The sequence below is a fragment of the uncultured Microscilla sp. genome (genome assembly GCF_947493425.1).
Taxonomy (GTDB): domain Bacteria; phylum Bacteroidota; class Bacteroidia; order Cytophagales; family Microscillaceae; genus Microscilla.
In genome coordinates, this window is record NZ_CANLRP010000296.1 from 1 (window position 1) to 5298 (window position 5298).

5 protein-coding genes are annotated in these 5298 nt (G+C 36.6%); 2 read left to right on the plus strand and 3 right to left on the minus strand.

What is annotated here, in order from left to right; all coding sequences use genetic code 11:
- A partial coding sequence (locus Q0954_RS32645) for an RHS repeat-associated core domain-containing protein (protein ID WP_299465801.1) occupies positions 1-1113 on the plus strand: 1113 nt, incomplete at its 5' end.
- A gap of 867 nt (positions 1114-1980) precedes the next feature.
- Entirely contained in the window at positions 1981-2427 is a 447-nt protein-coding gene (locus Q0954_RS32650; protein ID WP_299465807.1) for a hypothetical protein, read from the plus strand.
- A 132-nt stretch (positions 2428-2559) separates the two neighbouring features.
- Here Q0954_RS32650 and Q0954_RS32655 read toward each other — a convergent pair whose 3' ends face one another.
- From Q0954_RS32655 to Q0954_RS32665, 3 genes are all read right to left on the minus strand, one after another.
- Positions 2560-3771 carry a site-specific integrase gene (locus Q0954_RS32655; protein WP_299465810.1) on the minus strand — a complete coding sequence of 404 codons (1212 nt, stop codon included), beginning with the start codon at positions 3769-3771 and terminating at the stop codon, positions 2560-2562.
- 509 nt (positions 3772-4280) lie between these two features.
- Positions 4281-4646 carry a hypothetical protein gene (locus Q0954_RS32660; RefSeq protein ID WP_299465813.1) on the minus strand — a complete coding sequence of 122 codons (366 nt, stop codon included), beginning with the start codon at positions 4644-4646 and terminating at the stop codon, positions 4281-4283.
- A gap of 152 nt (positions 4647-4798) precedes the next feature.
- Positions 4799-5209, minus strand: a complete 411-nt coding sequence (locus Q0954_RS32665) for a hypothetical protein (protein ID WP_299465815.1) — start codon at positions 5207-5209, stop codon at positions 4799-4801.
- Positions 5210-5298 lie beyond the last annotated feature (89 nt).

The following is a 5298-nucleotide window of genomic DNA, read 5'->3' on the forward strand; positions in this document are numbered from 1 at the left end:
GACCAGGAAGTATTCTTTGATGATATGGTGGTGGAGCATACGCCCCAACTAATTGTACAGGAGAATCATTATTATCCGTTTGGAATGAACCTGCGAGGAATTGAGAAGCAGGGGAGGCCTGAGCATAGGTATCAATATAATGGAGGCATAGAGAAAGAAATGGACTTTAATTTGAACTTTTATACAACTACATTTAGAAGCTATGACCCACAATTAGGGAGATTTCATCAAATTGATCCTTTAGTAGATGCTTTTGCTAGTATAAATCCCTATCAATATGCTTACAATAACCCTCTTTATTTCAATGACCCATTGGGTTTAGCGCCTATGGGTGACGCACCTTCAAATGGTAATGTAGATTGGGAAAAAGCCGCGAATGATATGAGTGATTTAAATTGGGAGAATCGCAGAAAAGACAGACATGAGAGGCTAAAATTTAGTTCTGACCCAGGGCTAGAAGGTAAAACAAAGACCACTTACACACAGAATTACATATATCAACTTGAAAAAGATGGTTCACGTACTCTAATTTGGACGCAAGAAGTAAAAAAAGTTACTTATGGCCCAAGACTAGGCTCCAACCAAACCTTAAAAAAAGGCTCCACGGAAACTTATACAGTCAAGATCAACGCAAGTGTTAAGCAGGGTAAACTTATTGCCAATCAAGCTTGGGAAATGCGAGGAAAAAAGACTTGGAGAAAAACTGTTGGATCAGGTAGAACAGCTAGGTTTTTGGAGAAAATAGAACCCCCTGTCTTTACTCAAACTTCACCAGAAAATGTATTTAACTCAAATAAAAACCTTTACGGTTATTTTAAGTCCCTCTCATCTGAGATAGCAAAAAATCCTAGTTGGAATCCATTCTCTGCACCAATATCCTTACCAGATGAAGCAATAGGCTATCTTGGAGCTGCAAGTTTTCTTTATGGTGTGTTAGAGTTGGCTAAAAAGGTGCCGCCAACTAATCCTTGGGTACTTGGTACTGTTGGTGCTTTAGGTACTGGTAGCTTCTTGGCTAATCAGTTTAAGAAGTATTACGATCACAGTGGTAGACAGATGTTATTACAAAAACCGTCTACAAGAGTTTTTATCAGAGACGAAACTAAAAAATAAGCGCGATGACTTTTGGAGATATTTTTTACATAACTTATTCTGTTTTTGTACTTATTGTTTTAGTTATTAGGTTATTTAATAACAAATTCTTAGAGCTTAAGAAGGAAAGGAAGTTTACAGTAAAGCTACGCAATCGTCGTGTTGTATTTATTAACGTATATTTGATTTTTTGTTTGATTATTTTAGGAGTTGTAATTTGTATGCCTGTTTTAGAGGCTCCGATTTCCTTAATTTACAGGGTCATAACTTTACTTCTGCTTTTTATTTGGACACTTGCATATGTGAATATTCGTATTGAAAGTATAAAGTCTCGCTAGTTGGGCTCAACTCAACTTTAATTTAAAAACCAAAGCCCAAATCATGTACAAATGGTTTGGGCTTTTTTTATTTCTTATGAATTGAAAAAGAGGAGTTTATGAGTTGCGAAAGTATATGATTGTCTGTACTTTTGCAAGACAGATGATTTGGGATAGTCGTCTATTAAAGCACAGAACCCTGTACTAATTTAGTGCAGGGTTTTTTGTTTCTTATGAAAAAGGGGAGGCTATGCGGATAGTTTTTGATTGGTGTCATTGGCTTGAGCATCCTTTAAAAGTGTATCCAATACATATAAAATCTTATCTCCGCCGCAGAGCCTAGGAACAGTGCTTTTCAAGGTTTTGGCCATCTCGTGGAAACACGATTTGAGAACCGAAGCTAGGGTTTTACTCTGCTGGGCTCAACAAAATTAAAAGCTGGGTAGAACGATAGACGTTTAAGTGTGATAAATAATGGTGCAAAAAACAGCATTAACCTCTATTTTTAATAGAAAAGGAAGATAGTATGGCATTATGCCGGGCTACAGTCACCAACAAAGATTTCCACATTATGATTAAAAGATTAAGTGTTTTTTTGGTTTTGGTTATAGGGTGCACTAATTGTAGTTTGACAGGCTATGAGTTTCAATATTTATGCTTTGGAAATGGGAAAGTAATCACCAAAATTTATAATGATAGACTTACAGACTATTTTGTTTATGGTCGCTATGACAGTCAAAGTTTACCAGATTCTTACATAAGTGTTTCTTATTCGGGTAGAGGAGGGTATGTTGTATATGCTGGTTTTGAAAATGGTTCTTGTGTATTGTACCACATTGGTGGTGGGATATTTAATGTCCATAAATCAAACGATAAACTTAAACTTAATGACTCGTTATACAGCGAAGGCAAACAGAGAATACAAGAAAAATCAAAGGCTAGTAAAAATTGTGAGTTTATATTAATAGCAGACTACAGCCATGCAGATATAACCAAACAAAACTGTCAATGTAAATAAATGCCAAAAGAAATCCTGGAAAAAAATGAAAAATGACAAAAGCTGAAAGTATACATACATTTATGTAGGTTAATCCACTGATCTAATGCTGACCAACAAATACTCTGAATAAGCTCAGCGTCCATGCACCTTTTACTCCACAATCTCCGCTAATGCCTGCTCCATCAATACCTTCTCTGAGTACACCATAGTAGAGGCGATGGCACGATGACGCAATTGTTTTTGGATGGTTTCTATGTTATTGCCCCGCGCATACATGAGTTGGGCGCAGGTGTGGCGCAGTGAGTGCAAGGTTACTTTGCGGCGTTGGGCTTGTTGAACAGCCTTGGACAACCCCATGCGTTCCAGCGAATCCCTGAACTCTTTTTCTGCTTTGGCGTAGCTCATTTCAAACAATAAGTCATTGATAGTAAGAGTTTTACCCTCTAAATACTCGTTTACACAGGCTTGGGCGCGCTTAAAAAAACGGCAAGGTTCTTTGGTACTACGTCCTTTGCCCAACACCCACAACACGTCATTACCAAAGTCTAAATCACCTACCTTAAGGCTTAACACTTCTTTGATGCGCAACCCACAAAAAGCCATCAACGACCACATTGCCTGGTAGGTAGGAGAGGGGCTTACTTCAGAACTTAACAGTAACTCTCTTTCTTGCTCGTTGAGCGGGTCTTTATAATAGCGTTGGGTGCTCAACTTGGCGCGTTTGATCCGCTGAATGCGCCCCAGGTCTTTGTAATCATCATCGCTTATGTGGTATTCGTGGCTGTGGTCTTGCAGGTGTGCTGCTACGTTTTTGATACAAGTGAGGTAGAGTGCTTTGGTGTGTGCTGCCAGGTCTTTGTACTGGCAATGCTCCAGATAGGCGCGGGTGGCTGCATAGTTAAACATGAACCCACGCTCGTCGAGAAACTCAAAAAACAGGTTGAGTGCTGCAATGTAAGTGTCTTCACTACCAGACGATACGCCTGCTTCGCTTATGTAGTGGAGAATAATCTGGTGGGCAGCTACTTTGCGCTTGATGGGGTCGGGCACCACTTGCTGGATATTTTGCTTGAGACAAAATTTCAAGAACTTTTTGGTGTAAGACAGGCGAGGACCTGTAATTCCCAATTTTGCGACAAAATTATCAAAACTGATTTGATTGATAAATTGTTTGCTTTCTATCAAATGCTGGCAATATTGGTGGGCGTGGGTTTCGTAGCGTCGTTGGTTTTTGCCAAATACTTTGAACGAGTCTTTGTAGAGACTCATTAATTGGGTCAAATGATATATCCATTTTTTTTCGGGCGTTGCTTGAGCTGGGAGTTGCTCACTGTAAGCATTTTCGGGCAAAGACTCACTCATGGGGCTTATTTTGGTTGGTTTAAATAATTTAAATTGCGAGTAAATTTGGGTATATTTTTACACATATCAAATAAATATAAATTTAATTTTGGTGTAAAACAACTTAAGCACAGTTTTGGACTCTTTCATCAATTGATATATTCCTAATGAAGATGCATAAAACATACAACCCAATTAAGGCATTTTATCCAATCTCGATTTTCTTTCAATACGAATACTCACACACGTAATTGTCCAAATTAGAAGCAAAAGTAACGCAATGACTCTATAAGCTAAAGAAGTAGAAGATGTTAAAACAGGTAAACAAACTACAGTACCCAAAATAAGCAAATAAAAAATGAGGTAAAAGTTGATAAATACTACACGACAATTGTTTAAAACCAGCGTAAACTTTTTTTTCTTTTTAGTCTCTAAGAATCTGTTATCTAATAATTTAGCAAATAAAACAAGCAGCATAAAAGCGGAAAAAGTGATGTAAAAAATATCTCCAAAAGTCATTATAGAGTTAATTAAATCGTAACCAATGCTAAAAATAAACCAATATTGTAAAGCCAAAAAATCACCTCTAAATCTCTATTTTTTTGTCCTTTGAAGCTTTGAATGATCTTCTGGCTTCTCCCCTTCTTATTAAAGAAAGAAAATAGCCACGAATGAACTAAAACAAAGGTAATTAATAAAAATACTGCTGCTCCCATGCCAAACTCAGCCTTCGTAGAAACAAATGACAGGAAAAAAAGAAAAAGCCTGACCAAATAAAAAAATAATGTCAGTAGCATGAATCCGGCCGCATGGTTAATTAAACTTTCCTGGTCTTCATTTTTAATCATTTGATTCCAACGATAATACTTATAAAAAATAAACTCTACTATTCTCATTTATAGATAAGTTAATTAACTAAAATTCTCCTAACACGCCTTTGTAAAGCGGTTCCAAAATGCTGAATTAGTACAGGGCTCAACTCATAACTTCCTCTTTTTCAGTTTATAATCAAATAAAAAAGCCCAAGCCAATTTTAAAAGGGCTGGTGTCAATCACGCCGTCCTAAAAACCAATCACGAATATTAAAGGGAGGGCGTCTAGCGAGTAAATCAGCTTTGCGAAAATCAAATACTTGAATCATACGTCCTTTTTTTTCATATTGCCCGTTTACAATATCTCCCACTAGATAGCCAATAATTACTAAGATAATTGACGAGGCAAGAGGCCAATAAGAAAGGTTAAAAAAAAATAAAGTTATACTAATTACTATGCTATAAAATGTGAATTTAACTTTAAAAGCATTCCGTAAATAATACCCATGCTCATCTAGTAGATGGTTTCGTATTGGTCTTAAATTAGCACGGTATGAGCTTTGAAGTCGGTTTTGGTTAGATATATTTATATCATCTACAAACTCAATCACTGGATTCTCATCAAGAAAAGATTCGATTTCTTCCAAATGCTTTAATATACTAGTGGTTTGGGAACCAAATTCTTTTCATATAAAATTATTATATTTGTAGCTTAACAATATTTTATATCAATGCC